General features: G+C 63.2%; 30 protein-coding genes. 10 read left to right on the forward strand and 20 right to left on the reverse strand.

The annotated features are described in order from the left end of the window. Window positions 1–2 precede the first annotated feature (2 nt). Both X773_RS62560 and X773_RS74760 read left to right on the forward strand, forming a co-directional pair. Window positions 3–3,179: an efflux RND transporter permease subunit gene (locus X773_RS62560; RefSeq protein WP_023678455.1), complete on the forward strand. Its 3,177-nt coding sequence runs from the start codon at window positions 3–5 to the stop codon at window positions 3,177–3,179. 99 nt (window positions 3,180–3,278) lie between these two features. Then, the gene (locus X773_RS74760) at window positions 3,279–3,437 is read left to right on the forward strand and encodes a DUF3309 family protein (RefSeq protein ID WP_023678456.1); all 159 of its coding nucleotides are present in this window, start codon (window positions 3,279–3,281) and stop codon (window positions 3,435–3,437) included. Window positions 3,438–3,503: 66 nt separating this feature from the next. On the opposite strand, the gene X773_RS62570 is transcribed toward X773_RS74760, so the two are convergent. Continuing rightward, on the reverse strand, window positions 3,504–4,463 hold the full coding sequence (locus X773_RS62570; RefSeq protein WP_023678457.1) for an NAD-dependent epimerase/dehydratase family protein: 960 nt from the start codon (window positions 4,461–4,463) through the stop codon (window positions 3,504–3,506). A 93-nt stretch (window positions 4,464–4,556) separates the two neighbouring features. On the opposite strand from X773_RS62570, the gene X773_RS62575 reads away from it, so the two are divergent. Next, the gene (locus tag X773_RS62575; RefSeq protein WP_023678458.1) at window positions 4,557–5,468 is read left to right on the forward strand and encodes a LysR family transcriptional regulator; all 912 of its coding nucleotides are present in this window, start codon (window positions 4,557–4,559) and stop codon (window positions 5,466–5,468) included. Here the strand turns inward: X773_RS62575 and X773_RS62580 are convergent. From X773_RS62580 to X773_RS62595, 4 genes are all read right to left on the reverse strand, one after another. Beyond that, window positions 5,426–6,607: an MFS transporter gene (locus X773_RS62580; RefSeq protein ID WP_023678459.1), complete on the reverse strand. Its 1,182-nt coding sequence runs from the start codon at window positions 6,605–6,607 to the stop codon at window positions 5,426–5,428. The two genes, X773_RS62575 and X773_RS62580, sit on opposite strands and share 43 nt — an antisense overlap. Before the next feature lie 146 nt (window positions 6,608–6,753). Next, a complete protein-coding gene (locus tag X773_RS62585; RefSeq protein ID WP_023678460.1) occupies window positions 6,754–7,215 on the reverse strand; it encodes a cupin domain-containing protein in 462 nt (153 codons plus the stop codon). 63 nt (window positions 7,216–7,278) lie between these two features. Beyond that, window positions 7,279–7,587, reverse strand: a complete 309-nt coding sequence (locus X773_RS62590; RefSeq protein ID WP_023678461.1) for a DUF1244 domain-containing protein — start codon at window positions 7,585–7,587, stop codon at window positions 7,279–7,281. Between the two features lie 26 nt (window positions 7,588–7,613). Beyond that, window positions 7,614–8,411: an N-formylglutamate amidohydrolase gene (locus tag X773_RS62595; RefSeq protein ID WP_023678462.1), complete on the reverse strand. Its 798-nt coding sequence runs from the start codon at window positions 8,409–8,411 to the stop codon at window positions 7,614–7,616. Between the two features lie 243 nt (window positions 8,412–8,654). Here X773_RS62595 and X773_RS62600 point away from each other — a divergent pair, with 243 nt between their 5' ends. Both X773_RS62600 and pyk read left to right on the forward strand, forming a co-directional pair. Continuing rightward, window positions 8,655–9,143, forward strand: a complete 489-nt coding sequence (locus X773_RS62600; protein WP_031212141.1) for a DUF1036 domain-containing protein — start codon at window positions 8,655–8,657, stop codon at window positions 9,141–9,143. Next, a complete protein-coding gene (gene pyk, locus X773_RS62605) occupies window positions 9,140–10,570 on the forward strand; it encodes a pyruvate kinase (protein WP_023678464.1) in 1,431 nt (476 codons plus the stop codon). Before X773_RS62600 ends, pyk begins: the two co-directional genes overlap by 4 nt. Window positions 10,571–10,804: 234 nt before the next feature. Here pyk and X773_RS62610 read toward each other — a convergent pair whose 3' ends face one another. Both X773_RS62610 and ykgO read right to left on the reverse strand, forming a co-directional pair. Continuing rightward, window positions 10,805–11,404 (reverse strand): hypothetical protein, encoded by a 600-nt coding sequence (locus tag X773_RS62610; protein ID WP_023678465.1) that lies wholly within the window; start codon window positions 11,402–11,404, stop codon window positions 10,805–10,807. A 94-nt stretch (window positions 11,405–11,498) separates the two neighbouring features. Then, window positions 11,499–11,624: a type B 50S ribosomal protein L36 gene (gene ykgO / locus X773_RS62615; RefSeq protein ID WP_006203764.1), complete on the reverse strand. Its 126-nt coding sequence runs from the start codon at window positions 11,622–11,624 to the stop codon at window positions 11,499–11,501. A 235-nt stretch (window positions 11,625–11,859) separates the two neighbouring features. Between ykgO and X773_RS62620 the strand changes: the two genes are divergently transcribed. Further along, the gene (locus X773_RS62620) at window positions 11,860–12,282 is read left to right on the forward strand and encodes a lysozyme inhibitor LprI family protein (protein ID WP_023678466.1); all 423 of its coding nucleotides are present in this window, start codon (window positions 11,860–11,862) and stop codon (window positions 12,280–12,282) included. Between the two features lie 92 nt (window positions 12,283–12,374). Here the strand turns inward: X773_RS62620 and X773_RS62625 are convergent, their stop codons facing one another. The 12 genes from X773_RS62625 to X773_RS62680 form a co-directional block, all read right to left on the reverse strand. After that, window positions 12,375–13,451, reverse strand: coding sequence for a 5-(carboxyamino)imidazole ribonucleotide synthase (locus X773_RS62625; protein ID WP_023678467.1), 1,077 nt, complete (start codon window positions 13,449–13,451; stop codon window positions 12,375–12,377). Beyond that, the gene (purE, locus tag X773_RS62630; RefSeq protein WP_023678468.1) at window positions 13,448–13,945 is read right to left on the reverse strand and encodes a 5-(carboxyamino)imidazole ribonucleotide mutase; all 498 of its coding nucleotides are present in this window, start codon (window positions 13,943–13,945) and stop codon (window positions 13,448–13,450) included. Before purE ends, X773_RS62625 begins: the two co-directional genes overlap by 4 nt. A 124-nt stretch (window positions 13,946–14,069) precedes the next feature. Then, window positions 14,070–14,903 carry an anti-sigma factor gene (locus tag X773_RS62635; RefSeq protein WP_023678469.1) on the reverse strand — a complete coding sequence of 278 codons (834 nt, stop codon included), beginning with the start codon at window positions 14,901–14,903 and terminating at the stop codon, window positions 14,070–14,072. Further along, window positions 14,900–15,439 (reverse strand): sigma-70 family RNA polymerase sigma factor, encoded by a 540-nt coding sequence (locus X773_RS62640; RefSeq protein ID WP_023678470.1) that lies wholly within the window; start codon window positions 15,437–15,439, stop codon window positions 14,900–14,902. Before X773_RS62640 ends, X773_RS62635 begins: the two co-directional genes overlap by 4 nt. 46 nt (window positions 15,440–15,485) lie before the next feature. Next, window positions 15,486–15,833 (reverse strand): cupredoxin family copper-binding protein, encoded by a 348-nt coding sequence (locus tag X773_RS62645; protein ID WP_023678471.1) that lies wholly within the window; start codon window positions 15,831–15,833, stop codon window positions 15,486–15,488. Window positions 15,834–15,844: 11 nt separating this feature from the next. Next, the gene (locus X773_RS62650) at window positions 15,845–16,792 is read right to left on the reverse strand and encodes a metallophosphoesterase (RefSeq protein WP_023678472.1); all 948 of its coding nucleotides are present in this window, start codon (window positions 16,790–16,792) and stop codon (window positions 15,845–15,847) included. A 165-nt stretch (window positions 16,793–16,957) separates the two neighbouring features. Next, window positions 16,958–18,163: an aminotransferase class V-fold PLP-dependent enzyme gene (locus tag X773_RS62655; protein ID WP_031212142.1), complete on the reverse strand. Its 1,206-nt coding sequence runs from the start codon at window positions 18,161–18,163 to the stop codon at window positions 16,958–16,960. Between the two features lie 23 nt (window positions 18,164–18,186). Next, window positions 18,187–18,648 (reverse strand): RidA family protein, encoded by a 462-nt coding sequence (locus X773_RS62660; RefSeq protein ID WP_023678474.1) that lies wholly within the window; start codon window positions 18,646–18,648, stop codon window positions 18,187–18,189. Between the two features lie 34 nt (window positions 18,649–18,682). Further along, window positions 18,683–19,477, reverse strand: a complete 795-nt coding sequence (locus X773_RS62665; protein WP_023678475.1) for an amino acid ABC transporter ATP-binding protein — start codon at window positions 19,475–19,477, stop codon at window positions 18,683–18,685. A 4-nt stretch (window positions 19,478–19,481) separates the two neighbouring features. Further along, window positions 19,482–20,132: an amino acid ABC transporter permease gene (locus X773_RS62670; protein WP_023678476.1), complete on the reverse strand. Its 651-nt coding sequence runs from the start codon at window positions 20,130–20,132 to the stop codon at window positions 19,482–19,484. Between the two features lies 1 nt (window position 20,133). Continuing rightward, window positions 20,134–20,799 (reverse strand): amino acid ABC transporter permease, encoded by a 666-nt coding sequence (locus X773_RS62675; protein ID WP_023678477.1) that lies wholly within the window; start codon window positions 20,797–20,799, stop codon window positions 20,134–20,136. Window positions 20,800–20,865: 66 nt separating this feature from the next. Then, a complete protein-coding gene (locus tag X773_RS62680; RefSeq protein WP_031212143.1) occupies window positions 20,866–21,747 on the reverse strand; it encodes a transporter substrate-binding domain-containing protein in 882 nt (293 codons plus the stop codon). A 128-nt stretch (window positions 21,748–21,875) separates the two neighbouring features. Between X773_RS62680 and X773_RS62685 the strand changes: the two genes are divergently transcribed. After that, the gene (locus X773_RS62685; RefSeq protein WP_023678479.1) at window positions 21,876–22,679 is read left to right on the forward strand and encodes an IclR family transcriptional regulator; all 804 of its coding nucleotides are present in this window, start codon (window positions 21,876–21,878) and stop codon (window positions 22,677–22,679) included. Window positions 22,680–22,713: 34 nt separating this feature from the next. On the opposite strand, the gene X773_RS62690 is transcribed toward X773_RS62685, so the two are convergent. Then, window positions 22,714–22,917 carry a YdcH family protein gene (locus X773_RS62690; protein WP_023678480.1) on the reverse strand — a complete coding sequence of 68 codons (204 nt, stop codon included), beginning with the start codon at window positions 22,915–22,917 and terminating at the stop codon, window positions 22,714–22,716. A 239-nt stretch (window positions 22,918–23,156) separates the two neighbouring features. Between X773_RS62690 and X773_RS62695 the strand changes: the two genes are divergently transcribed. The 3 genes from X773_RS62695 (at window position 23,157) to X773_RS62705 (ending at window position 25,649) form a co-directional block, all read left to right on the forward strand. Further along, complete coding sequence (locus tag X773_RS62695) at window positions 23,157–23,336, forward strand: YdcH family protein (protein WP_023678481.1); 180 nt, start codon at window positions 23,157–23,159, stop codon at window positions 23,334–23,336. Window positions 23,337–23,536: 200 nt separating this feature from the next. Continuing rightward, a complete protein-coding gene (gene ispG, locus X773_RS62700; RefSeq protein ID WP_023678482.1) occupies window positions 23,537–24,790 on the forward strand; it encodes a flavodoxin-dependent (E)-4-hydroxy-3-methylbut-2-enyl-diphosphate synthase in 1,254 nt (417 codons plus the stop codon). Window positions 24,791–24,794: 4 nt separating this feature from the next. After that, window positions 24,795–25,649 carry a lytic transglycosylase domain-containing protein gene (locus tag X773_RS62705; protein WP_023678483.1) on the forward strand — a complete coding sequence of 285 codons (855 nt, stop codon included), beginning with the start codon at window positions 24,795–24,797 and terminating at the stop codon, window positions 25,647–25,649. The last annotated feature ends 152 nt before the right edge of the window (window positions 25,650–25,801 follow it).

The following is a 25,801-nucleotide window of genomic DNA, read 5'->3' on the forward strand; positions in this document are numbered from 1 at the left end:
TCATGGACATCGTCAAACTTGCTATCAGCAATGCCCGGCTGACCATTGCGGTCCTGGTCTTTCTCATCCTTGCCGGTGCGGTCGCCTACCAGTCGACGCCGAAGGAAGCGGAACCGGACGTTCCGATTCCGATGATGTATGTCAGCCTGATCTACCAGGGCATCTCGCCGGAAGACTCCGAGCGCCTCCTGCTGCGGCCGATGGAAGCCAAGCTGAAGAGCCTGAAAGGCCTCAAGGAGATGCGCTCGGCCGCCTTCCAGGGCGGCGGTTATGTGCTGGTCGAATTCCAGCCACAGACGGATCTCGCCACCGCGCTGCAGGACACACGCAGCAAGGTGCAGGACGGCAAGGCCGACCTGCCGCAAGCGGCTGAGGAGCCCGTGGTCTCCGAGGTCAATATCTCCGAGTTCCCCGTCCTGGTCGTGACGCTGTCGGGCGAGGTGCCCGAGCGCGTGCTGACGGCGGCGGCGCGCGAGCTGCGCGACCGCATCGAGGAAGTGCCTGGCGTGCTCGAGGGCTCGCTGCAGGGTGCGCGCGACGACCTCGTCGAAGTGGTCATCGATCCGATGAAGCTGTCTTCCTACGGGCTGCAGCTCGACCAGTTGATCGGTGCGGTCGGCGCTTCCAACAGTCTTGTCGCCGCCGGCAACATCGAAGGATCCGAGGGCAAATACGCGGTCAAGGTGCCCTCGCTTATCGAGACACCGGAGGATGTGGCGGCGCTTCCGGTCGTCGCCGGCCCCAATGCGGTGGTGCAGGCCAAGGACATTGCCACCATCCGCTCCACATTCAAGGACGCCGAGACGGTCACCCGCCTCGACGGCAAGCCGGCGATCGCCATCGAGGTGAAGAAGCGCATCGGCTCCAACCTGATCGATACGATTGGCAAGGTCAGGGAGGTGTCCGACGCCTTCATCAAGACGATGCCGGAGGGCATGCACGTCACCTACACGCAAGACAAGTCCGTCTTCGTGAACCAGTTGCTCGGCGACCTGCAGAACCACGTGATGATCGCCGTCATCCTGGTGTTCATCGTCATTCTCTACGCGCTGTCTGGCCGTGCCTCGCTGCTGATCGGATTGGCCATCCCCTCGTCCTTCCTGATCGGCATCCTGTTGCTGGCAATGATGGGCTACACGATCAACATGATCGTGCTGTTCAGCCTCATCCTGGCGGTCGGCATGCTGGTCGACGACGCCATCATCGTCACCGAATTCGCCGAGCGACGCATGAGCGAGGGCATGCCGAAGGAGCAAGCGTTCGCGCTTGCCGCCAAGCGCATGGCCGGCCCGGTCATCGCGGCGACGATGACGCGCATTGCCGCCTTCTCGCCGCTGTTGTTCTGGCCGGGCATTATCGGCGACTTCATGAAATACATGCCGATCACGCTGATCGTGACGCTCTCGGCCTCGATGCTCTATGCGCTGGTCTTCGCGCCGACGCTGGGCGCGATATTTGCCAAGGCGCCGGCCCATCACCCCGACGACAATCGCGACGGCTGGTACATGGCCGTGGTCAAGCAGGCGGTGCATTATCCCATCACCGTGCTTGTCCTCACTGTGGCGCTGTTGTTCGGCGTCGGCTACGCCTATTCGAAATTCGGCGCCGGCGTCGAATTCTTCCCGAATGTCGAGCCTGACTACGGCCTGCTCTATGTCCACGCCCGCGGCAATCTTTCGCTTGCCGAAATGGACGCGGCCACCAAGACCGCGGAAAATCGGCTGCTCGGTTGGCCGGGCGTGAAGTCTGTCTATACCCGTGTCGGCAAGACGCAGGGCGGCGGCCAGGATGTTCCGGAAGACGTGGTTGGCGTGATCCAGTACGAATTCGTCGACTGGCGCGAGCGTAAATCGGCGAACTCAATCCTGGACGAACTGCGCGGCGTGATGGCTGGCATTCCCGGTGTCGACGTCGAGGTTCGCGTGCCGGAAGCCGGCCCGCCTACAGGCAAGCCGATCCAGATCAGGCTTTCGGCCGTAGATCCGAAGGGCCTTGACGACAAGGCCCGCGCGGTCGCCGCGCGCATTGCCAAGGTGCCCGGCGTCATCGATATTTCCGACGGTCTGGCGCCGCCCGGCGTTGACTGGGCGCTCGAGGTCGATCGCGCCAAGGCGGCGCAGTACGGCATCAGCCCAACCGCGGTCGGGACGGTCGTGCAACTGGTGACCAACGGGCTGAAGCTCAGCGAATACCGGCCCGCCGGCGCCGACGATGCAGTCGACATCAGGCTGCGCCTGCCCGAGGATCGGCGCACGCTGTCAACGCTCGACGAACTGCGGGTGCAGACCGCGCAAGGCTCGGTGCCGATCTCGAACTTCGTCGTGCGCAAGCCGGAGCCGACGGTCGGTATCCTCAACCGCATCGACGGCGCGCGAACTGTGGTCGTCCAGGCCAACGTCGCTGCCGGCGCCCAGGTGGCAGCCGTCCAGCAGGAGGTCACCAAAGCTGTCGCCGACATGAACCTCGGCAGCGGCATTCGCTGGAAGCTTGCCGGCTCGAATGAGGACAGCGCGGAGGCCGGCGCCTTCCTCAGCAAAGCCTTCGGTGCGGCGATCTTCCTGATTTTCATCGTGCTTCTGGCGCAGTTCAACAAGTTCACCAGCGTCTGGCTGGTGCTGTCCTGCGTGGTCATGGCGACGATCGGCGTGTTCCTCGGGCTGCTGCTGACGGGAGAGGCATTCGGCATCGTCATGTCGGGCATCGGTGTCATCGCGCTGGCCGGGGTGGTGGTGAACAACAACATCGTGCTGATCGACACCTATGACCGGTTGCGCGAAGAGGGCTGGGACAAATACGAAGCCGTGCTGCAGACCTGCCGCGAGCGTGCCCGCCCGGTGGTGCTGACGGCGGTATCGGCGATCCTCGGCGTGCTGCCGATCGCCTTCGGCCTCGGCCTCGAAATCTTCCATCACGAGACGACGATCAACGCGCCGTCGACGCAATGGTGGATTTCGCTGTCTTCGGCGATCGTCTTCGGGCTGTCCTTCGCCACCGTGCTGACGCTGGTGGTGACGCCGTCGATGCTGATGGTGTTCACTCGCGCCAAGGTCAAACCCGGTGCGCGTCGTGGCTGGTTCAGTCGCCTGTTGGGGCGTCGAAAGGCCGAAATCCCGTCGAAAGGCCTGGACGCCGATCTGGGCGCCGAACCGGCGATCGCCTTCCCGAAGGCCGCCGAATAGAGTCCGGATCGCCGTCCTGATCAAGCAAAGGCCGCCCGGGAACAATGGGCGGCCTTCTGCATTGTTCCGTCATTGCAACCTCAAAGCGAGGATTTTCTGATGACGATCAGCACCATTCTCATCATTATCCTTATTCTTATTCTGATCGGCGCGGTTCCGGCGTGGCCGCATTCCCGGTCCTGGGGTTACGGACCATCCGGCATCGTCGGCGTCATTCTGATCGTTGTCCTGGTGCTGCTGTTGATGGGCCGGATCTGACCGCAATCATTGGTCGTGACAAGCGGCGGATGACCATCTGGCCATCCGCCTTTTTTTGGTTTGTTGTTAGGCAACTTTTTGCGTCGTCTTGAGCGTGGCGATGCCGATATCCTCGAGCGCTTCCGACACTGCATTTTCCAGCGGCGTGTGCGGGATCGTACCGATAACGCTTTCCAGCCTGCCTGAAACCAGCCGGTGCGGCTCGAAGCGGAGATAGGACATCGAAACGATCTCGCGCCACATCGCCACGAACGGGCCGCCGGCACGCAGCACCCACCACGGCATCGACGTCAGTTTCAGCGTGCGTCCGAGCGCCTTCTCCGCGGCCGCCTTGATGTCCAGATCGGTCACCGCATGGCCAGGAAAGTTCAGCGCCTCGTAGGAGCCGAGCTTGTCGAGATTGTCAGCCAGCCCGACGAAGGCCTTGGCCAGGTCGGGCAGATAGGCCCATTCATGCACGAGATCGACCGGCCCTGGGGCGGTATAGACACCCTTGGTTATCTTGGCGGCAACAACCAGATCGAACCACGATCCGCTGCCGCTGCCGCCGAAGAAATCACCAGCGCGCAGCAGGATCGTGCGCACCCGACCCGCATCGGCCTCGCGGCGAAACAGATCTTCCATGGCGACGCGGATGCGGCCCTTTTCCGTTGTCGGGCGAAACGGCGTGTCTTCGGCGATCACCGCCGGCATCGGCGAGCCGTAATTGTAGACGGTGCCCGGGAAGAGATGCAGCGCGCCGTTCGCCCGGCAGGCAGCCATCACATTCTCGGCCATCGGCAGGCATTTGCTCCAGTCGGTGTAGAGCGGGTTGAGGCCGTTGAAAATGATATCGACGCCTTCGGTCGCGCGGATCAGCGCAGCACGGTCGAGCGCGTCGCCGGCGATCGCCGTGGCGCCTTTGAGCTCGGCCGGCACCTTGCCGCTGCGGGTGATGGCACGGACATCGTAGCCGGCATCGAGGAAGGCCTTGGCGACCGTGCGGCCGAGGCGGCCATTGGCGCCGAGAATTGCGATCGTGGTCATTGTTCGTCTCCGTGTTGCGTTACGACCCCAATATTGTCTCTTCGCAAACGAATGAAAATTGACTACGATTGGCGATATGATATTCAATTTTGAATGGATATTGACTGGAACCTGATCAAGAGTTTCGTCACCGTGGCGGAGACCGGCAGCCTGTCGGCCGCCGCGCGAAAACTTGCCGCGAGCCAGCCGACGCTCGGCCGCCACATCACCGAGCTGGAACAGGCGCTCGGTGTCACGCTCTTCCGGCGCGGGCGGCGTGGCTACGCGCTCACGGAAGCGGGCAACACGCTCTTTGAACGGGGCCGCGCGGTGAGCGAGCAGGCGAGCGCCTTTTCGCTGCTGGCGCTGGGATCGGTCGAGGCGATAGAGGGTACGGTGCGCATTGCCGCCAGCGAAGTGGTGGCGGCCTATGTGCTGCCGGAAATCACAGCGAGGCTTGGGTTCGAGGAGCCGGGCATCGAAGTCGAGATCGTCGCCTCGAACCAGGTCGAGAATCTGCTGCGTCGCGACGCCGATATCGCCATCCGCATGGTCAAGCCGGCGCAGAATGAACTGGTCGCGCGCAAGGTGACCGACATTCCGCTCCGCGCCTGCGCGGCAAAATCCTACCTCGACCGGCGTGGCCGTCCGCGCGAGGCCCGCGATCTTGCCGGCCATGATCTGGTCGGCTTCGACCGCAGCGATGAAATCATTCGCGGCTTCGCCCAGTTCGGCGTCGCGCTCGCCCGCAATGCCTTCCGCTTCAGGACCGATAATCAGATCGTGCTGTGGGAAGCGGTGCGGGCGGGAAACGGCATCGGCTTTGGCCAGGAGCCGCTCGCCGACCGTGATCCGCTGGTCGAGACAGTGCTGCCGGGTCTCCCGCTGCCGACGCTGCCGGTGTGGCTGGCCATGCACCGCGACGTGCGTACCAGCGTCCGCATCCGCCGCGTCGCGGATTTCCTCTACGAAGAGTTCAAGCGCTATTCAGCCGGTGCAGGCTCGGCAGCGAATTCGGCGCGGTGAGCGAGGCCGGCCATCAACAGCACGACGACCAGCAGCCCGGACAGTGCGACGAAGATCGGGCCGAAGCTCGAGTGTTCGGCGATGAAGCCGATCGCCGACGGCGCCACCAGAATGCCTGAGTAACCCATTGTGGTGACGACGCTCATGCCTGTGCCGGACGCCATGCCTTCCTGGTTGCCGCCGGCCGAAAAAATGATCGGCACCATGTTGGCAATGCCGAGGCCGCAAAAAGCGAAGGCGGCAATGGCCAGCCAAGGCGAGGGAGCCAGCCCGGCCACCAGCATGCCGGCAGCAGCGGCAAGGGCCGAGGCGCGCAACGTCGTAACGGCACCGAAACGGTTGCGGACGCCATCGCCGAGGAAGCGCATGATGGCCATGACTCCGGAAAAGGCGGCATAGGCCAGGCCTGCGATGGCAAGATCGGCGCCGAGCTCCTGCCTGAGATACAGCGCCGCCCAGTCGAGTACCGCACCTTCGGAGATCATCGTCAGCAGCGCCATCAGCCCAACCAGATAGACCAGCGGGTTTGCCGGCAGCGCGAATTTGTGGTGCTCGGCGACTGGGTGCTTGTCCTCGGCGATCAGGTAGCGGACCGCTACGGCGATTACGGCAAAGGCAAGAGCCGTCACCACCGTCGCATGGGCGAGGTGACCGTAGTTCTGGATGGCGAAACCGCCCAAAGCGCCGCCGGCGAAACCGCCAAGGCTCCAGAAGCCGTGCGAGGACGACATGATGGCACGGGACAGCCGCCGTTCGACTGCCACTGCATTGGCATTCATGGCGACGTCCATGCCGCCGATCGAACCGCCGAAGATGAACATGGCGACGGCCGCAAGGGGCACGTTGGGGGCCAGAGCCACAACCAAAAGGCCGAAGCTGCCGGCAAGTCCGAACCAGCGCAGCACCGTGCGCGAGCCATGCTTCGAGATCAGATGGCCGCACCAGGTCATGGCAGTGACGGCGCCGGCACCGAACAAAAGAATCAGCAAGCCGAGCGTGAACTTCGAAATGTCGAGTCGCGTCAGGAACACCGGGATCTGCGGCGCCCAACTGCCGGTCAAGAAGCCGTTGGCGAGGAAGATGCCGGCCACTGCCCAGCGTCCACGAATCGCGATCTGCGTGATTTTCTGCGCGTCCATCGGGTAGAATCCGGTCCGGAAATGGCGTTGCGCGGCAAATTAGATCGATTCAATTCACAGTCAAGCGCTCTTCGCCGAAAGTGCTTGGACCAGACGCTACGTCCTCTCGCGTCGGCCAACCATCTCGGCGGTCCACTCCGAAATCCCTATGGCTCGGGATAAGGCGCGCCATCCTTGTGCACAAACCGGCCGTCAGCGTTGGTGCCCATCATGTCGATGTCGGAGCAGGTGGCGACGTCGTCGGGCCAGCGCGAACCGACTTCGAGATAGATCGCCATCGCGCCCGATTTATTGATCATGTGATGGCCGTTGCCTGATCCTTTCGGAAAGGCCGCGCAATCACCGGCGCGCAGCACCGTCTCGCCGGCATCTTCGACGAGCGTCAGCTCGCCTTCAAGCACGTAGACGAATTCGTCTTCGTGCGAATGCCAGTGGCGCTGGCTCGACCAGTTGCCCGGCGGCAGGCGCATGAGATTGATGCCGAAGTCGGTGAGCCCGCCTGCGTTGCCTAGCCGCTGCCGCACGCGTTCGGCACAGGGTGCATCGAACGGCGGTGGATAGGATGAGCCCTTGCGTCCGGGCACGTCGGCAACGTCAATCTTAGGCACGGCAGTCCTCCCATTTGGCGGCAAACCATTCGTGAAGGTCGTTCAGCGCGATGGATTGTGACCCTAGTGGTCCCTGGGGCGCCTTGCCTCGAACTCGGCCTTCTTGGCGTCGGAGGCCTCGATCTGGTTCAGGGCCTGCCACTCGGCATAGGGCATGCCGTAGATGATTTCGCGCGACCGGTCCTTGCTGAGTTCGACACCCTCGGCTTGCGCCGCGTCGCGGTACCAGTTGGACAGGCAGTTGCGGCAGAAGCCGGCGAGGTTCATCAGGTCGATGTTCTGTACGTCGGAACGCTCGCGCAGATGCGCGACCAGCCGGCGGAAGGCAGCGGCTTCGAAATCACGCTTTTGTTCGTCGCTGAGTTCGGTCATGTCATGTTGGCCTCCCTTGGGCCTCATCATACCGGCCCGGTGCGCGAGCCGAATATTTTCACCGCATGTATATCGGCACGTCGATCTATCGCGTCAACGATCGGCGCCAGCCGTTCGGCCCAGGCGAGGGCACCCTTGTGGTCGGCGATCAGGTCCTGGCGGACCTCGAGCAGCGCATGGGCAAAGCCGTTGACGATGGCGTGCCTGAACATGGTATCGCCGCGCAGTGCGCCGTCATAGGGTTCGTTGTCGCCGACGATGAGGCTCTTGTCCTCGGCGAGCATGTCGATCAGCGGCCGCGCAACGCGGTCGTCCAGGTCCCACAATATGCCGACGTGCCACGGCCGCACGAATCCCTGCATGGTCGGTGTGAAGGAATGCACCGAAAAGATGAAGGGTACCCGCGCGGATGCTCGCGCCACAGAGGCGATCATGGCGCCGACGGCATCATGATAGGGGCGGTAAAAGCGGCCCAGCCGTCTTTCGCGCTCCTCCGGGGCCATGGGATAATTTCCCGGGATGACGGTGCCGTCATAGAGCTGGCGAATCAGCGTTGGATCGTCTTCGCCGCGATTGGGGTCGATCAGCAGTCGCGAAAAATTGGCAAGCACCGCCGGAACGCCGAGCAGACTTGCGAGTTCGCGGGTTACAGTCTCGACGCCGATGTCGTAGGCGATGTGGCGGTCGAACTCCGCCGCCGGCAGGCCGAGACTGCCATACTCCTCCGGCAGGTCGCGGCGGGCGTGATCGGCCAGAAGCACCATGCCGCGCTTGCGATCGCCTTCGACGATATCGAAAGGCGCGAAAACTGTGGATCGGGTCATTGGCGGGAAAGGTCTGTTCGCTGGCTTTCGGGGAGGTGGTATCGTCATTCCACGAAGAGAACGCTTGCGCAATGCCGTTGTTTGGCCACGGTTTCTGCCAAAAAAATGAGCAGGGGCGACCGCAAGCGCGCCAGAGCCTTCTAAATCGATTGGAATTGGACAGATCGGCGCGTTGACATGCGTACGGACTTTTCCGAAAAGGGGCGTTGAGAGATGCAAATGTGGTTCTTGAGGGGTTTCAGGATGGGTTTCGCCGGCAGGCTGCGTGTGCGCCACGCCTTGGCCATGCCGCTCCTGGTACCGGCCATGGGTCTTTTCGCGGTGATTTCGGCCTCGCCGGCACGGGCCGATTTCCGGGTCTGCAACGCCACGCAGAACCTGGTCGGTGTCGGCATCGGCTATCGCGCCAAAGCCGGCTGGATCACCGAAGGCTGGTGGCACATCGAAGGATCGAGCTGCAAGACGCTGATCGAGGGACCGTTGTCATCAAGGTTTTACTATCTTTATGCAGAAGACGCCGAGCGCGGCGGACGCTGGGATGGCCCGATCAACATGTGCGTGGCCGAAAAAGAGTTCAAGATCGCCGGCGTTACCGATTGCGTCGCCCGGGGCTTTCAGCGCGCCGGATTCCAGGAATATGACACGGGCGAGCAGGCAAGCTGGATGGTCCAGCTGACTGACGAGCCCGCAACGGATGGCGCTCCAGCCGCCCCGGGAACAAACAGTCAATGAGACGCAGCCGCAAGGTCAAGATCCTCGCCACCATCGGTCCGGCCTCCTCGTCCGAGGAGATGCTGAAGAAGCTGTTCGAAGCCGGCGCCGACGTGTTCCGCATCAATATGAGCCACACCGACCATGAATTGATGCGTACGCTTGTCGGCCGCATTCGTGCCGTCGAGGAGGCGGTCGGCCGGCCGATCGGCGTTCTCGCCGACCTGCAAGGGCCAAAGCTGCGCGTCGGCAAGTTCGCCAACGGCAAAGAGGTGCTGACCGCCGGTCAGACCTTCACGCTCGACGACAATGCCGAGCCCGGCAATTCGACGAGGGTCTACCTGCCGCATCCCGAAATCCTGCGTTCGGTCGAGGCTGGTCATCGCCTGCTGATCGACGACGGCAAGCTCGAGCTCAAGGCGGTCAGCAGCAACGGCAAGGCGATCGTCTGCACCGTCGTCGCCGGCACCACCATTTCCGACAAGAAGGGCGTCAGCCTGCCCGACACCGACCTGCCGGTCGGCGCGCTGACGGAAAAGGACCGCCGGGATCTCGACGCGGTTCTGGCGACCGGCGTCGACTGGGTGGCGCTGTCCTTCGTGCAGCGGCCCGAGGACCTGGCCGAAGCGCGCAAGATCGCACGCGGCCGGGCGCTGATCATGGCCAAGATCGAAAAGCCGCAGGCCGTCGCCCGGCTGGCCGAGATCATCGAGCTTTCGGATGCGCTGATGGTCGCCCGCGGCGATCTCGGCGTCGAGATGCCTCTCGAAGCCGTGCCTGGCATTCAGAAGCAGATTACCCGCGCCGCGCGCCGTGCCGGCAAGCCGGTGGTGATCGCCACGCAGATGCTGGAATCGATGATCACCGCGCCGGTGCCGACGCGGGCCGAGGTGTCGGACGTGTCGATCGCCGTGTTTGAAGGCGCCGACGCGATCATGCTTTCGGCGGAGTCCGCCGCCGGCGCCTATCCGGTCGAGGCGGTGGCGATGATGAACCGGATCGCCACCAAGGTCGAAACCGACCCGACCTATGCCGGAATTATCAACGCGCAGCGCTCGGAACCGGAAGCGACCGGAGCCGACGCGATTTCGCTCGCCGCCCGCGAAATAGCCGAGACGCTGAAGCTGTCGGCGATCATCACCTATACCGCGTCCGGCACGACCGGCTTGCGCGCCGCGCGCGAGCGGCCGCAAGTGCCGATCGTGGCGCTGTCGCCGATCCTCAACACGGCGCGGCGGCTGTCGCTGTTGTGGGGCACGCATTGCGTCGTTTCCCCCGACGCCAGCGACCTCGACGACATGGTCGACCGCGCCTGCCGCATCGCCTTCGATGAAGGTTTCGGCAAGCCGGGCGACCGCGTCATCATCACGGCCGGCGTGCCGCTGAGGACGCCGGGCTCGACCAACATGTTGCGCATCGCCTATGTCGGATCGGAAGTCGGCCGCTAATGTCGGCCGCGGCTGCCGGATAGGCCGGCTGCATGGCGCGTCGTAAACACGGCGCCAGCCGGGCGCATCGACGGCAGTCGGGTTAGGATAGACGCCGAACTCCGCCAGCTTGCATCAGCCTGTGACCGGTTCAGGAGTAGGGGAGTAGGGCGCATGTGTGCCACAGTGCAATCTGCACCTCTCACATACTACCTTACTACCTTACTCCCCTATTCCCCTACTCCCTTACTGGTCTCAAATGCCTTCGCCGGCAAGCTCCTCGGAAAGTGCGGCGACCTGGTCCTGGGCGCTGCGCATCATTGGGTAGATGCCGAGCACGCGCTGCCAGGCCTCAAGTGCCGACTGCTTGTGGCCGGTTTCGGCCATGATCTGAGCCAGGCCCGAAAGCGCGCCGAAATGGCGTGGTTCGAGCTGCAGGGTGCGGTCGATGTCCGCCATCGACTTCCCGTAGTTCTTCATTATGAAATGAACAGTGGCGCGCCGGTTCCAGCCTTCCGCATAGGTCGGCTGCAAAGTCACCACCTGATCGAGGAAATCGAGTGCAACATCGAATTTCTGGTTTTCGATCGCCTTCTGCGACCATTGCATCATCAGGTCGATAGAGGCGCTGCCCGACTGGGACCACTCGCTGCCGATCCGTCCGGCGATGCGCTCGGCCGCCTTTTCATTGCGTTCGCGTTTGAGATCGGCAAACAGCTGATCGAGCCGCGCCTGTTTCGTCTTGACGACCGGAGGTGCTGTCGGCGGAGTTGTGGTCGGATCTTCAGCCCACGCCGGCAGCGAGACAGCGCCGGAAACGAGGAAAGCCGTGAAAAATGCAAAAAGAATCCGCATCGCGGGAATCTAGCCCCCGACGCCGGATCGTCAAACTGAATTTAGCGTGAGAGTCGTATCATGCGAACGGAGGCGCGCAGCCTCCGTCGAAAACTCAACCCTGGCGCGCCTTGTAGCGCGGCGCGGTCTTGTTGATGATGTAGATGCGGCCCTTGCGACGAACCAGCTGGTTGTCGCGGTGACGCGCCTTCAACGCCTTGAGCGAATTCTTGATTTTCATGGTCTTGCCCGTCGGTCTGGGCCCGGTCACGGGCCGAATTATTAAGGCGCGCCCACAGACGCGCCTTTGAACTGTGCGTGGCTCATAGACGAGGAGCGTTGCCCGTGTCAACCGCAAGCGCGTTGCCTAAACGATACGGACCGTTTCGTATCATCAAATATCCGCCACTGGCGTCTTGCGGCGTTGCGCAGGGTTGAGACGGCTGGAATGATGCGGTTGCGAATTGGAGATCGTCATGCGCCGAATTCTTGTGTCCGCCTGTCTTGTCGTCCTCGCGGCAGGTTCTGCTGCCTATGCGCAGGAATGCGACCGCAACGACGACAGCCAGCAGATGATGAACATCTGCGCCGACGCGGACTACAAATCCGCCGACGCCAAGCTCAACAAGGCCTACCAGGATCTCATCGGCGGAAGTGACGCAAAAGCCAGGAAGCTGTTGCAGACGGCGCAGCGCGCCTGGATCGCTTTTCGCGACGCGGAATGCAGCTATTCCGCCGCGGACAGCGAAGGCGGCTCGATCTATCCGATGCTGATATCGGAATGCCTGACGCGGCTGACCGACGATCGCACCAAGCAGCTCACCGCCGATTCGACCTGCGCGGAAGGCGATGTGAGCTGCGCCAGCCCCGACGAGGACGAGAGCGGCGAAATCCAGTAAGCGTAGGTTCTAACTTTGTGTTTGAGCATGATCTTTTCCGAAATCCGGATTCCACTTTTCGCTAGCGCGGACCTTCGGTTCGGGATCATGCTCTAGCTGCGGCGGCTCACGCGCGTAAAATGGCCCATCTTGCGGCCGGGCCGCGCCTCGGCCTTGCCATAGAGGTGCAGCATCAGATCGGGCTCGGCGAGCAGCTCAGGAACGCGCCTGACATCGTCGCCGATCAGGTTTTCCATGACGCAGTCGAACTGCCGGGCGGGATTTCCCAGCGGCAGGCCGGCGACGGCGCGGATGTGCTGCTCGAATTGCGAGATGGTGCAGGCGGCCTCCGTCCAGTGGCCGGAATTGTGGACGCGCGGCGCTATCTCGTTGGCCAACAGCGAACCGTCGGCAAGGACAAAGAATTCGACGCCGATGACGCCGACATAGTCGAGCGCTGCAAGGATCTCTGCCGCCGCCGTTTGAGCCGCAGCCGCCGTCTCGGATTTTACTCCGGCCGGCAGCGTCGAGCTGTGAAGAATACCGTTGCGATGGACATTCCACGCTGGATCGTAGGCGGCGAGCGAGCCGTCGCTGCCGCGCGCGGCGATCACCGAAATCTCGCGCTCGAAGGTGACGAAGGATTCCAGGATCAACGGCACGTTGCCCATCGCCTCGCAAGTGCCGGCAAAGCCGCCTGTTTCCATGTTGCGGAAGACACGCTGGCCCTTGCCGTCATAGCCCATGCGGCGCGTCTTCAATATGCCGCTGCCGTTGAACTGTTTCAGCGCAGCCGTCAGTTCCTGGTCATTGTCGACGGGGCTGAAATCCGCGGTCGGTATGCCGATGCCGTTGAGGAATTTCTTTTCCGCCAGCCGGTCCTGCGCCACTTCCAGTGCGCGTGCCGGCGGATAGACCGGCACCGTAGAGGCAAGTGCCGCGGCGGCCGCGACCGGTACGTTCTCGAATTCATAAGTAACGACGGCACTGGCCGCAGCCAGCTCGCTAAGCGCGGCCGCGTCGTCATAGGCGGCGACGATCTGCCGGTTGGCGACCTGTGCCGCCGGGCAATCCGGCTGCGGCTCCAGCACGACGATGCGGTAGCCGAGGCGGGCCGCGGCCATCGCCAGCATGCGGCCAAGCTGGCCGCCGCCGATGATGCCGATGCTCGATCCCGCCGGCAGGCTCACGGCGCGTCCGTGGGCTCGGCGGCCACCTTGGCGGTCTGCGCGGCGCGCCAGCTATCCAGCCGGGCGGCGAGCTTTTCGTCGCTCAGCGCCAGCACCGCGGCGGCCAGAAGTGCAGCGTTGGCAGCGCCGGCCTTGCCGATGGCCAAAGTGCCGACCGGAATGCCGGCCGGCATCTGCACGATTGATAGCAGCGAGTCCTGGCCCGACAGCGTCTTTGATTCCACCGGCACGCCGAACACCGGCAGCGGCGTCATCGCCGCCGTCATGCCGGGCAGATGCGCCGCACCGCCGGCACCGGCGATGATCACCTTGTAGCCGGCCGCCTTGGCGCCCTTGGCGAAGTCATAGAGCCGGTCGGGCGTGCGGTGGGCCGAGACGATCAGGCGCTTGTGCGGAATTCCAAGCGCCTCAAGCGTTTCGGCGGCGTGGCGCATCGTCGCCCAATCGGACTGGCTGCCCATGATGATGGCGACGTCGGCGCGGTGATCGTCCAAGCTTCTGCTCTCCGGCGGCAAAAGCGCGCATTAGCTGAAATCGAGGGGAGCCGCAAGGATGGCCGGAAACGGCAAAGCCGCTTGTGCCGTCTCCGTGGCTACGCACATGGACAGGGGCGGTCTGTCATCGGGCGGCCGCTGCTCGGAAGCGGTTGACGAAGTCGTCAAGTTCAGGCCGTTCGGTATCGGAAATCGCCCAGTAGGAAAAGGTGCTGTCGCTCCAGTGGACCAGCGAGAAGCCACCAGCAGAAAGATCGACCGGTCCGGCTGTCGAGCCGGTTTCCTCGGGCGCGGCGACCAGAGTGATCAGGTGCTCGCGGTGCCTGTAGACCAGTGCCGGCACTGGCTGGTCGGCGATCACCTCGACCCGGCCGCCGAGCAACGCGAAGCCGTCACTGGCAAGGTCAGGTGCCGGCGGCGACAGGCCGACCCTGCCATCCAGCCAGGGTTTGACCGTGTGCCGGTCCGACGAGACGACGTCCACGGGGCTGGCTGCCAGCAGGCTGCGGCGATGGCCGCTGGCGACCGCGGCGGCAAAGCTGTCGGGCGCCCTGCTCAGCATCATCCATTGCGTCGCGCCGCTGGCCAGCACGGCGGTAACGATGATCGACGCCGCCAGCGCGCGCCAGTCGAACGCGCCAAATTGGTGCACCGCTCTGTGTGCCGGCGGCACTCGAGCGGCGGGCGCCGGCGCCGGCAGCACTTTCTCCGTACCGGCTGTCCCGATTGCAGCGATGCGAGCCTTGAAATCCTCACGGACATCGAGCCTCGGCAGCCCGCTGACGACCGTCTGCAGCGCAGCGATGCGGGCATGCTCGGCGGCGAGCGCCGGATCGGCCGCGATGCGTCGCTCGACAGCCAATGCTGCTGCTGCGTCGAGCTCGCCATCGACCAAGGCATGGATCATCAGCTCCACGCCCGCCGGGTCATCGGGCAGTCCATCGTTGTGCGCGCTCATGGCGCCCTCCCAAGTTGGGATATCAGCAGACCGCGCGCCCTCGCCAGCCGCGACATCACCGTGCCTAGCGGCACGCCAAGCAGCGTCGCGATCTCGCGATAGCTGAGGCCGTTGATGTCGCGCAGCACCACAGTCTCGCGAAATTGGTGCGGCAGCGCGGCGATCGCCGCCTCGAGTGCGGCCGCGTCGGCCTTGGCGATCAGGCTTGCCTCAGGACTATCCGTATCCGGCAGGCCGGCGCCATATGCAGCCGTCATGTCATCGAGGTCGCTCAGGTCGCCGACGGCGACGATACTGCGCGGCCGGTTGCGCGCCAGCCAGGAGTAAGAGGCGTTGCGCACGATCGCCAGCAGCCAGGCGCGCGCATTGCCGCCGGCATAGCCGGCGATGCCCGCATGCGCCTTCAAACAGGCCTCCTGCACCACATCCTCCGCGTCGGCGGCGTTGCCGGTCAGCCAGCGGGCGAGCGCAAGCGCATCCGCGAGATGGGGCAGAACCACCTCGCGAAAGCGCTCGGTCGCGGCCTCTTGGTTCAACACCGTCGCATCGCCCGGCATCCCGGGCAGAACCTTCCGAAAATCCTCACGGAGCGACGGTGATCCTGCCCTGCATGTGCGGGTGAAGCCCGCAGAAATAGGCATAGTCGCCCACTTTGGTGAAGGTGAAGGCATATGTGTCACCGGTGTCAAGCGCCTTGGAGCGAAACGAGGCATCGTTGGCGACCACCAGATGCGGGATGTCGTCGTCATTCTCGAAGGTCACGGTAGTGCCCTGCTTTACCGTCAGCACCGCCGGTGTGAAGGCAAAGTTCTCGATCTTGACCATTGGCTGGTCTGCTGCGTTCAGTGGCATGGCAACCATTATCAGGATCGCCGCCAAACCGAACGTGACAGGGGATACGACCAAGACGCGGGATGGGAAGCGGATCATCGCATTTCCCCTCAGGCCAGCGTGCTGTCGATGATGGCGAGGTCCTGCCCGCCTTGCTTGACTGTCACGCTGCTTGTGCCGAGCAGGCTGCGCAACTGGCCGGCAGGTACCGTCATCGGCCCGGGTGAGGCTGCGGTGCCCGGCGCCGGTTGCGGGAAAGCGGTCGAGCGCGCGGTATGAAAGGTAACGTTGCCTTCGACCTTCTGCATGATCTGGTGGATATGGCCGTTGAGTACGGTGACAGAGCCGAAGCGCTTGAGCAGGGCCAAGGCCTGCGCCGCGTCGTCGGTGCCCCAGCCCCATTCGGGATAAACAGCCCATAGCGGGATGTGGGCAAAGACGACGATTGGCGTCGAGGCGGTGACCGCCTTCAGATCATCGGCCAACCATGCCAACTGGTCGGCGCCGAGATTGCCCAGCCCGCCAGCCTTCAGGTTGACGACGTTGACCAGGCCGATGAAATGGACGCCGTTCTGGTCGAACGAATACCAGCCAGCGCCCTTGGTGCCCTTGCCGTAGCGGTCGAGATAGGCCTGGCCATTGCCGTCATCGATCAGGTCGTGCTCACCGGGCACATAATGCACGTCGAAGCCTGCGCCGCCGATGATCTGGGCAGCGTTGTCGAACTGCGCGGCTTTCGACAAATGGGTGATGTCGCCGGTGTGGATCATGAAGGCGGGCTTTTGCGGCAACGCCTGGATCTTGCCGATGGCCTCCTTCAGCGTGTCGATGGCGTGCGGGTTGGCAGCCTTGTCGAAGCCGATGTGGCTGTCGGAGATCTGGAGGAAAGTGAAGCCGGTGGCCAAGGCCTCGGCGGCTTGCGACGCACCGAGCAGGCTGAGCGAAACCGGCACGCCGGCCGAAATTGTCCACAGCACTCCCGTGCCGGCCCAGATCATGCATTCCAGTGCATGACGGCGGCTGATGCCGTCAGCTTCATTGTCGTGGTGGTGGGTCATACCGGTCTCCTGCACGCCGGAAATGGCGTCTGTTTGGGAGACCAATGGGCGGGGTGGTTTATTCCGCCCGAAGACTAAAAGTTCATTCACACTGCCGTGATGGCGCACTGGCCCGATGCGAAGCCGGCGCTGGAAGGCACTGGCTCGACCACGCTCTGGCGATGTCTAGTCCGGCCAGCGCAGCGCTCCGGCGGACTGCTTGCGAGCGGGTTTCATCGCATCCGCGGGCCGATCGGCAGCACTCAACACCGCTCGCAGGCGTTCGGCAACGATCTCCGCCTCGCCGGGATGGAGATTGCACGGATCAAGGAAGAAGTGACCGCGCTCGACCTCGTGGTTGCGCACGATCACGGGCGGCGAACCCGCCGCAAGCGCCGAGGCGAGGCCGGCGGCGGTGAAGCGGCTTTCCGGCGCAACAAACACCTGCAGGCGGTCGAGAGGATTTCCGGTCGGATCTGGAATGATACGTGCCTCGATGCCAGGCAGGCCCTGCAATGCGGTTTGCCACAGATGCAGTGCGGCGTCTTCCCGCTGGCGAATGCCGGCATGGTCGCGCCGCTCCCAGGCTTCCAGGGCCGCCATAGTGCCGGCAATGCTCTCCTTGCCGACCTTCATGGCGCGCGCAACGCCCCGGTTCTGAAGATAGGCGGCCCGTACCAGATCCTTGCGGCCGGCAACGATGCCGCTTGTCGGCCCTGAGAGAAATTTGTGCCCGCTGTAGACAACAATGTCGGCGCCGCGCGCCAGAAAGCCACGCAAATCGTATTCCGAGGCGGCGTCGACGATCACCGGCACGCCCTTGGCGTGGCAAATCTCGCAGAACTCCTCAAGCGAGAGCATGCCGTATTGCACGGTGTGGTGCGCAACGACGTAGAGGGCTGCCGCCGTCCGGTCCCGGATCGCCTCGGCAACATGATAATCCTGGGTGACGCTGACCGTGCCGGCAGGCACTGCCTTGGCTCCGGCAAGCCGGATCGACTGGTCGATCGGCGCGCCATAATTGACGATGTGACCAAGCTGAACGATGACCTCCGATTTGAGGCCCTCGGTGTCGTCCGGCAGCCGCTCGATCGCAAGAAGGCTGGTCCCGGTCATCGCGCCGGCAATCGCCATTGTTATGCCGCTGGCGCAGCATGCGGTGATGAAGCCGGCCTCGCCGCCGGTAAGGCGTGCAATCACCCTACTTGCGGCGCGCTGCAGATCGTCCATCTCGACCCATTGCGAGGCCATTTCCGACATTGCGGCAATCGCTTCTGGCACGATGATCGAAGCACCGAGTGCCGTCATCGTGCCGGAGACATTGATGATTGGGCGAAGGCCAAGCCGTTCGCGGATTGTCGTGTTGGAACGGTCAGCGGCATAGGTCGTCATCTCTGTAGATCCTGTTTAAGATTTCAGGCGGCGATCTCGACGACCGCCTCGATTTCAACTGTGATGTTGCCCGGCAGCGAGCCGACACCGATCGCGGAACGGGCATGTCCGCCAAGCGTATCAAAGACGGCCGCGAAAAGATCGGAACAGCCGTTCACCACCTTGGGGTGCTCGCTGAATGTCGGCGTCGCATTGACAAAGCCAAGCAGCTTGACGACGCGCACGATGCGGCCGAGGTCGCCGGCCGCGGCATGCATGACGGCGAGCAGGTTCAGGCCGGTCAGACGCGCATGCCCGTAAGCCTCTTCAACGCTGACATCCTCTCCGACCTTGCCGGTGCAGAGCGCGCCATCGGCGCGCAACGGCCCCTGGCCGGAGAGGAAGATCAGCCGTCCGCTCTCGGCATAGGTGACGAAGTTGGCGATGGGCTTCGGCGGCTCGGGCAGTGTCAGGCCCAATTCCGCGAGCCGGATGTAAGGCGTCATAAAAGCTCCTTGCGACAGCTTTCGCCGTCCGATGTCAAAAATGCGAGGCGCGAAACCGCGCCAGGAAACTGCGAAGGCGTTCATTGTCGAACCCCGCCGCCAGAATCTCGGCGGGTGGTCCGACGGCACTGACGCCGCCATCCGCCATGAAAACGATGCGGCTCGATGCGTCGCGCGCAAAAGCCATTTCATGCGTGACCATCAGCATCGTCATGCCGTCTTCGGCGAGGCTGCGCACGACCTCGAGCACCTCGCCAACCAGTTCGGGGTCGAGCGCCGAGGTTATCTCGTCGAGAAGCAATATCTTCGGCTCCATCGCCACGGCGCGGGCGATGCCGACGCGCTGCTGCTGGCCGCCGGAAAGCTCGGCCGGCAGACTGTCGGCTTTGTGGGCGAGGCCTACGCGGCCGAGCCAGTGCTCGGCAATGGTGCGGGCCTCGGCATTGCTCTTGCCGCGCACCTTGCGCAGGCCAAGCATGATGTTGCCGGCCGCAGTCAAATGCGGAAACAGATTGAAGCTCTGGAACACCATTCCGGTCTCGGCTCGCATCGCCGCCAGGTCGCGCTCGCTGCGTCGCTGGCGTGTTCCCGTCTCGCGATAGCCGACTTCTTTGCCGTCGATACGGATCGAGCCGCTGTCGTAGCTCTCCAGGAAATTGACGCAGCGCAGTAGCGTGGTCTTGCCGCTGCCGGAGGGGCCGATGATAGTCACGACCTCGCCGCGTGTCACTTGCAGGCTGACGGAGCGCAGGACCTCGACGGATCCAAAGGCTTTGGAAACCTCGGTGACATCGAGAAGTGCCGGATTCTGGTGCGAGGCGTTGGACATCGTGCTATTCCCGGATGAAGGAGAAACGCCGCTCCAGGCGCCGGCTGGCCAAGGAGAGGGCGTAGTTGACGGCGAAGTAGACGAGCGCACCGAGAATGTAGAGTGGCATCGCCTCATAGGTGCGGCCGATGACCTGGTTGATCGCCTGCATGAGGTCGGTGATGCCGAGCAGCGAGACCAGCGCGCTGCCCTTCACCGCGTCGGTGACGCCATTGATCCAGGGTGGCAGGAAGCGCCTGAACGCCTGCGGAAAAATGACGTAGACCAGCCGCTGGCGAAAGGTCAGTCCGATCGCCATCGCCGCCTCGGACTGACCCTTGGGAATCGAGCCGACGGCGCCCCTGAGATACTCGACGACTTGTGCGGTCTTGAAGAGGGTGAGGGCGAACACGGCCGCCCAAAAGGATTCCAGATGCAGCCCCACCGCGGGCAGGCCGTAATAGACGAAGAAGATTAGCACCAGGATCGGAATGCCGCGTATGGTGTCGCTGAAGATGCGCACTGCCCAGCGCAGCGGAAAAGGACCATAGACAAGGCCGACGCCCATCAGCACGCCGGCGATGAGCGATAACACCACGACCAGCAGCGACACCCACAAGGTTACGGCAAAGCCTTCGGCGAGGAACGGCAAGGCGTAGATGATCTGGCTCAGCATGTCAGCGCGCCGCCTTGAACCGGCGCTCGACGAGCCGCAGCGCGAAAAGCAGCGTGTAGCCGGTCAACAGGTACATTGCCGTCACCACCAGATAGACTTCGACAATGCGGAACGTGTTGAAGTTGATCCACTGGGCGCCATAGGTGAGTTCGGGTACCGAGATGACCGACGCCACGGACGTATCCTTGAAGAGCGATATGAATGTGTTGGAAAGCGCCGGCAGGGTTATGCGCAGCATCGTCGGCAGGCGCACATCGAGCAGCCTTTGCCATGGCGTCAGGCCGATTGCCTTGCCGGCGTCGAGCTGACCGCGCGGCACCGCCTCGAGCCCCGAGCGAAACACCTCGACCAGGTAGGCGCCGCTGTAGAGCGACAGCGTGGCAATGAATGAGGTTTGCGCGCTGTAGGCAATGTCGACCACCGTCGGCAAGCCGTAGAAGACCAGATAGACGAGCAGGATCAGCGGCACGTTGCGGATGAACTCGACATACCCCGCGATGATGGTCCGCACCGCACGTCCGGCCGACACGTACCAGACCGCCAGAACGAGCCCGATGACGATGCCGATCGCGATCGAGATGACGGCAAGTTCGAGGCTTAGCAGCAGTCCGCCCCAGAGCTTGTCGAAATGCCGCCAGATAAGGTTGAAGTTGAGAGTATAACCCATGCGTCCTCGTCATGGAGGGCTGTGATGAGAGAAGGCGGAAGGACGTTGTCCTTCCGCCTGCTTGCATCAAATGACCGGGAAACCGGGATGGCGCGCCGGCGGCTCCTGTCCGAAATAATCCTTGAACGCAGCGTCGTAGAGTGCCGTTTCATGGCCGAACATGGCGATGGTGAAGGTCTGGTTGACGAAGGTCAGCCAGTCGAGGTCGCCCTGCCGCAGCGCGGCACCATAAAGCATCGAGAACCAGCTCTTGCCGGCATCGAAGTACTTATCCGGATTGCGCGAGGCGAGCCAGCGCACCGTTGACAGATCGACCGCGGCGGCGTCGACGCGCTTCGATTCCAAGGCCTGCAGCACGTTGGCCTGCGTGTCTATCTGCATCACCTGCGACTCCGGCAGGACGATATGCACGTTAGCCTCGGCATCGACATTTTGCAGGATGGAAATCCGCGTCGCCGAACCGCCGGCAAGCAGCTTGTCGAAGGTCTTGTTTTCGGCGTTCGGAAGGGTCAGCAAGGCGATGCCTTCGACGTAGTAGGGTCGGGAGAAGTGGATCAGCTGCGAGCGCTGGGCGGTCATGGTCATGAACTGGATGGTGATGTCGACCTTGTTGGTGGTCACGTTTGGAATGCGCTGAGCCGGATCCTGCATGACGAATTCCACTTTGGTCGGATCGTCGAAAAGCCCCTTGGCGAGAATGCGACCCATGGTGATGTCCATGCCCACCAGTTCGCCGGCGTCGTTCTCGAAATGCCAGGGCGCATTGGTACTGCCGGTGCCGACGATTACCTTGCCGCGCTCGAGGACGGTGCGCAGCAGGCTGTCCGGCGCTGCCTGGGCCGCCGCTTTCTGAACGTCGACCGCGGTAGCGGCGCTCATCACTCCGGCCGTTGCAAGCCCGGCCATTCCCAGTTTCAGAAATTCACGCCTTTTGGATGTGTCGTTCACGGCGACCTCCTTTCGTGTTGTGTTCCCCTTTGGATCAGCAGTACAGGCATCGGTTGCAACTGACGTCATTGTCCCTTACAAGAGACGCCTGTACTCTGTACAAGACAGATTAACATCAGGAATCGATAATGCAAGATGGCAATGCCTTGGCCGCTCGACCGGACGCCGGTCTGGACGAAGACAAGAACTCGGGTTCTCGGGAGAAGGGCCTCAACCGGGTCCTCCAGATTCTGGAGTTTCTCCACACGACCCAGCGTGCGATCGGCATTGGCGACCTTGCCAGAGGGGTGAATGCACCGCGGTCGACGACCTATACGCTGGTGCGCTCGCTGGTCGACGCAGGCCTGCTGGAAATGGCCGGGGACGGCAATCGGGTCTATTTCGGAAAGAAGCTCTACCTCTACGGAATGGACTATGTGCGGGGCAACGACCTGCTCAGGCGAGGGCGCCAGGAAGTCGACCATCTGTCACGCGAGACCGGCGAGACCTCGGAGTTGTGCATGCTGCAAAGCGGCCGCTACACCATCGTCCATTCAAGCCCGGGAACGAGGCCATTCCGGATCAGCTCGGCGACGGGTCTGCAAATACCGCTCCCCTGGACAGCTTCCGGGCGACTGCTCCTCGCCGGCTTCGACAGGGCAGCGATTGAGGATATGGTCTCCGAGGACGATCTCGTGCTGCCGGACGGCCGCAGATTGCAACTCGACGATTTCATAGACGACATCGCCGTCGCCAAGTCGGCCGGCTACTGCGTCACCTCCGGCCTTGTCGATGCCTACACGAAATGCCTGGCCGCACCGGTCTTTTCAGCGCCGGGCAGGGTCGAGGCGACGATGTGCCTGGTGGTTCCCATCGATACCTCGACCGAAAAGACCGATGACCTGATAGAGCTGTTGCGCGAGCGCGCCGCGCGGCTTTCGATCGCGGCATAGGCCGCCTTTCCAGCAGGCCAGCGCCGGCGTCCGTTCAAGCGATAATGTCTGGAATGATCTTGTCTTCCAGCGCCATCAGCCTGTCCTTAAGGAAGAGCTTCTTTTTCTTCATGCGCTGGATCTGCAGCGGGTCGCAATTCATGGCAATCATCGCATTGATTGCCGCGTCGAAATCGGCGTGTTCCTGCTTCAGCCGGGAATATTCGAGGCGGATATCTGCCTGTTCCTGATCGGACATTTTTACCGTCTGCACGTCTGCGGCGCCCAAACTATGGGCCTGATTGGGCGGGACCGGGTCTTCTTGCACCGGCGCGCAGCCCATATCACATTTCATATTGGCGTGGAATGCTACCACGCAGCATTCGACATCGGTGCGCGATGGTGGCACACTGTCATTATGCCGTCACAGAAGCGAGCCTGCGGTGGACGTGCCATGACGGCTGCAATCCGAGGAAATCATGAAAGGGAGAACCAATCATGTCTCTTGCATCCCATCTTGATGAGCTGCAGCGGAAACACGGCGACATCGAACGGGAAATCGACGATGCGATGACCCATCCGTCGGTAGACGACCTCGAAATCGTGAATCTCAAGCGGCGCAAGCTGGCGCTCAAGGACGAGATTGAAAAACTGAAGGCGAAACCGACGACCCACTGAAGCCCTTCCAGGACTAGAAGCGCCGCCCGGCGCGCGATCTTTCCGGTGGCATCGCTATGCTGCCGGAAACGCTCGCGGATTTGCGGCAAGCTGCCGTCTTGTTGTTTCCGATTTGCTGGGCCTGCGCGCCAGTCGCCATTGACAAGCCATCTTTGCTCCTCCACCTCATGCCCGGACCTTCAAGATTAAAGGCAGCCGGCATGACCGGATATTTTTCCTCACCCTTCCCGCGCCGCAGGTCGGTCGGTGTCGACGTCGGCGGCGTGATGGTCGGCGGCGGCGCCCCAGTCGTCGTCCAGTCGATGACCAACACCGACACGGCCGATGTCGACCAGACGGTCGCGCAAGTGGCGGCCCTGCATCGCGCCGGCTCCGAGATCGTGCGCATAACGGTCGATCGCGACGAAAGCGCTGCCGCCGTACCGGCCATCCGCGAGCGACTGGAGCGGCTCGGCATCGACGTGCCGCTGGTCGGCGATTTCCATTATATCGGCCACAAGCTCCTGGCCGATCATCCGGCCTGCGCCGCGGCCTTGGCCAAGTACCGCATCAACCCCGGCAATGTCGGTTTCAAGGACAAGAAGGACCGGCAGTTCGCGGCAATCGTCGAGATGGCGATCCGATACGACAAGCCGGTGCGCATCGGCGTCAACTGGGGTTCGCTCGACCAGGAGCTGCTGACCCGGCTGATGGATCACAACCAGGCCCAAGGCTTTCCGCTGACCGCGCAGGAAGTGACGCGCGAGGCAATCGTGCAATCGGCGATCCTGTCGGCCGAAATGGCCGAAGAGATCGGCCTTGCGCGCGAGAAAATCATCCTGTCGGCCAAGGTCAGCGGCGTGCAGGATCTGATCGCCGTCTACACCGAGCTTGCCACCCGATCCGACCATGCGCTGCACCTCGGCCTGACGGAGGCCGGCATGGGCTCGAAAGGCATCGTCGCCTCGTCCGCTGCCATGGGCATCCTGCTCCAGCAAGGCATCGGCGACACCATCCGCATCTCGCTGACGCCGGAGCCGAACGGCGACCGCACGCGCGAGGTGCAGGTGTCGCAGGAGCTGTTGCAGACCATGGGCTTCAGGCAGTTCGTGCCGATCGTCGCCGCCTGCCCTGGTTGCGGCCGCACGACCTCGACCGTGTTCCAGGAGCTTGCCCAGAACATCCAGGCCGACCTGCGCAAGAACATGCCGGTGTGGCGTGAACAATATCCCGGCGTCGAGAACCTCAAGGTCGCGGTGATGGGTTGCATCGTCAACGGTCCGGGCGAATCCAAACATGCCGATATCGGCATTTCGCTGCCCGGCACCGGCGAGATGCCGACCGCCCCGGTATTCGTCGACGGCAAGAAGGCGGCGACGCTGCGCGGCCCATCGATTGCCGCGGATTTCGAGAAGATGGTCGCCGACTATATCGAACGGCGGTTCGGGCAGCACGACAAAGCCGCGGCGGAGTAGTTGAATGCGGCGTTTGCTCGGCGCGGCGCTGGTTCTCATTTGCGGGCTGATCTGGGCGACAGCCGTTCAGGCCGATCCACCACGGCCCGCCAAAAAGAAGCTGATCGACCAGGTTTGCAACCTGATCGAGGCCCATGCCGACCGGAACGGGCTGCCCAGGGATTTCTTTGCCCGGCTGATCTGGAAGGAAAGCCGTTTCGATCCCAATGCGGTCAGCCCGGTCGGCGCCGAAGGCATTGCCCAGTTCATGCCGGGCACCGCCAGGATGCGCGGGCTCGCCAATTCCTTCGACATTGAACAGGCGATCCCGGCCTCGGCAAAGTACCTCGCCGAAATGAAATCCGGTTTCGGCAATCTGGGCCTCGCCGCAGCCGCCTACAACGCTGGCGAGACCCGGGTGTCGCGCTGGCTGAATTCCGGCGGCTTCTTGCCGATGGAGACCGAAAGCTACGTTCTGGACGTCATGGGCGAGCCGGCCGACAACTTCACCAATACCGCCTACGCCGGCGTCATCCGGCCGCTCGACAAGAAGGCGAGTTTCGCTGCCGCTTGCCGCGAGCTGCCGGTGATCATGTCCAGAACCGTGCCGATGTCGTCGATCAACATCAAGCCGTGGGGGGTGCAGGTGGCCGGCAATTTCCGCCGCGCCGCGGCGCTCAACCAGTGGCTGAGAGTGAAAAGCCGGTTCCCGGCACTGCTTGCCGGCCACGATCCGGTGGTCAGCCGGGTACGTACCCCGATCGGTAGGCGCGGCATCTATGCCGTGCGGATCGGCGCCGATAGCAGAGCCAAGGCCGACACGATCTGCGACAAGCTGCAAAGCGTGGGCGGCGCATGCATCGTGGTGCGCAATCGGTAAGCCATATGTCGGTGCGTTTCGCGCCATTGCTGCCATCTTGCTCCCCGTGGGCACTTCGTCCTCGACACGTGAATCATATTTTCGGCGAACCGTTAGCCAGGTCTTGCATCGTCGTCGATGCGGGGTAAGGTCCCCGCGATTTTTCGCGAAAG

This window comes from Mesorhizobium sp. LSJC280B00 (assembly GCF_000502835.1).
Classification (GTDB): domain Bacteria; phylum Pseudomonadota; class Alphaproteobacteria; order Rhizobiales; family Rhizobiaceae; genus Mesorhizobium.